This window comes from Streptomyces hainanensis, assembly GCF_004348415.1.
Lineage (GTDB): Bacteria > Actinomycetota > Actinomycetes > Streptomycetales > Streptomycetaceae > Streptomyces > Streptomyces hainanensis.
The window spans coordinates 1-2,242 of sequence record NZ_SMKI01000749.1; the positions used below are offsets into that span (position 1 = coordinate 1).

The 2,242-nt window shown below is 76.1% G+C and carries 2 protein-coding genes; both read right to left on the reverse strand.

Translation table 11 applies throughout. The annotated features are described in order from the left end of the window. Positions 1-23: 23 nt before the first annotated feature. Positions 24-1,196: an ATP-binding protein gene (locus tag E1283_RS35535; protein WP_132822286.1), complete on the reverse strand. Its 1,173-nt coding sequence runs from the start codon at positions 1,194-1,196 to the stop codon at positions 24-26. Further along, positions 1,193-2,116 (reverse strand): hypothetical protein, encoded by a 924-nt coding sequence (locus tag E1283_RS35540; RefSeq protein WP_132822287.1) that lies wholly within the window; start codon positions 2,114-2,116, stop codon positions 1,193-1,195. Before E1283_RS35540 ends, E1283_RS35535 begins: the two co-directional genes overlap by 4 nt. Between the last annotated feature and the right edge of the window lie 126 nt (positions 2,117-2,242).

Below are 2,242 nucleotides of genomic sequence, written 5' to 3' on the forward strand. Positions count from 1 at the left end.
CGGGTGGGCGGTGGTCATCGCCGTCAGTCCTCCAGGGCCGAGCGGAGGTCCCAGAGGGTGCGCCAGGTCTGCGAGCCCTGCTCGGCGCGGCGGCGGACCGCTCCGTCCCAGTAGCCGCGGAGGCAGGCGGCGTCGGCCGGCTCGTCCTTGCGGATCACGCCGAGCAGGTGGCCAGGCAGCAGGCCGAGTACGTCCCGCTCGGAGGGGAAGTAGGCGGCGGCGAGGGCGAGCGAGCCCGCGACCGAGACGGCCTCCGCGGTGCTCATCACACTGGTGGGCCGCTCCACCTCCCAGCCCTCGGCCGACCGCCCGTCACGCAGGTCGCGGAAGGCCGTGACCAGGGCTTCGAGGACGGCGTCGTCCACCTGGTAGGGCGCGCCGGCGCGCTCGACGGCGGCCCGGGACTGGCGGCGCACCAGGGCGGTCTCCACGTCGAGGTCGGGGATCGGGCCGACCGTCTCGAAGTTGAAGCGGCGCTTGAGCGCGGCGGACATCTCGGAGACGCCCTTGTCGCGCAGGTTGGCCGTGGCCAGGAGGGCGAAGCCCGGGGCGGCGTGCAGCTGGGCGTCCGCGGTGCCGGCGAGTTCGGGCACGGCGACACGGCGCTCGGAGAGGAGGGAGACCAGGGCGTCCTGCACCTCGGGCAGGCAGCGGGTGATCTCCTCGACCCGGGCGACGGCCCCGGTGGCCATCGCGGTGAGCACCGGGGAGGGCACCAGGGCCTCGCGGCTCGGGCCCTTCGCCAACAGCAGCGCGTAGTTCCAGCCGTACCTGAGCTGGTCCTCCGTGGTGCCGGCGGTGCCCTGGACGGTGAGGGCACTGGTGCCGCAGACGGCGGCCGAGAGCAGTTCGGAGAGCATGGACTTGGCGGTGCCCGGCTCGCCGACGAGCAGCAGCCCCCGCTCCCCCGCGAGGGTGATCACGCAGCGCTCCACCAGGGCCCGCTCCCCCACGAACTTCTGCGAGACGACCAGCCGGCGCGGCAGCTCGGCGGCGGCCGCCGACTCCTCGGGGAGGGCGAGCGGTTGGCCGCCGCTGCCCATCACGAAGGTGACCACGGCGCGGGGGGTGAGCCGCCAGCCGGGCGGGCGCGGGCCGGCGTCGTGCGCGGCGAGGAAGGCCAGCTCGGTGGCGAACTCGTCCTCGGGCGGGGTGATCTGCCGCGGTACGGCGGAGATCGGCGCGGGGGCGGTCATCGGCGGCCCTTCCTGGTGGCACGGGTGATCAGCTCTTCGTAGGCGGGCGCGTCGCCGTCGAGCACGCGTGCCCAGGCCCGTTCGAACAGCTCGGCGACCGGCAGGTGGGGCACGCCCCAGGTGCCGGTGTGGGGCCCGTGGAGGGCTTCCTTCCACGTCTCGACGGGCAGCAGCGGGGCGCGGTGCTCGGCCCAGCCGCCGGGCAGGAAGAGGCGGCGGCCGGCCCGGGAGCGCTGGGCGGTGACCACCAGGTCGGTGGCGGCCAGCTCGGCGTTGGCCCGGCGGACCCTGGCGGGCTTCCAGCCGGTCCAGCGGACGCGGTTGCGGTCCGTGGGATCGGGCAGGGCGAGCAGCTGGAGGTAGACGGCGGCGGCGTCCTCGCCGAGGCCGTGCCGGGCGGCGGCCTCGGCGACCAGGTGGGGGACGCTGCGCTGCGGGTCCTGGGCGTAGCCCGCGGCGCCTTCGCCGCCGGCGCGCACGGCCCGGCCGAGGTCGTCCGCGAGGACGACGCGCAGTTGATTGAGCGAGAAGCGGGCCCGGGCGACGCCGAGGATGCCCTCGAGGAGGCCGAAGGCGGGGTCGTCGGGGCCGGTGAGGCCGGCGGGGCGCAGCCAGGTGGCCTCGGTCGCGCCGTACCAGGGGAAGACGACGAGCGCTTCGCCGATCCGCAGCAGCCCGTCGGCGCCGAAGCCGCCGGCCTCGGGCAGGCCGTGTGCCTGGCGGAGCCGCCGCGCGGTCGAGCCGCCGGACTCGGCCCACTCGAGGTCGAGGTCGAGGACGAGCCGGGGGTCGGCGAGCCGGCGCCGCAGGCCGTCGAGCGCGCCGGGCAGGGCGGCGCGCAGCGGGTGGTCGAGCGGCAGGCCGTAGGCCAGGGTGGCGAGCGCGGTGACGGCCGCGGTCAGCTCGGCGCGGCTCGGCACCGTCTCGACTGTCGCGGGCAGGCTCAAGCACCTCTCGGAGGCTCAGACGCTCGCCCTGGTTCGGTGACCCACGTCACATCCGGCTCCTGTCAGCAATCGGGGCGCCATCTCGTTCAAGGTGCACGC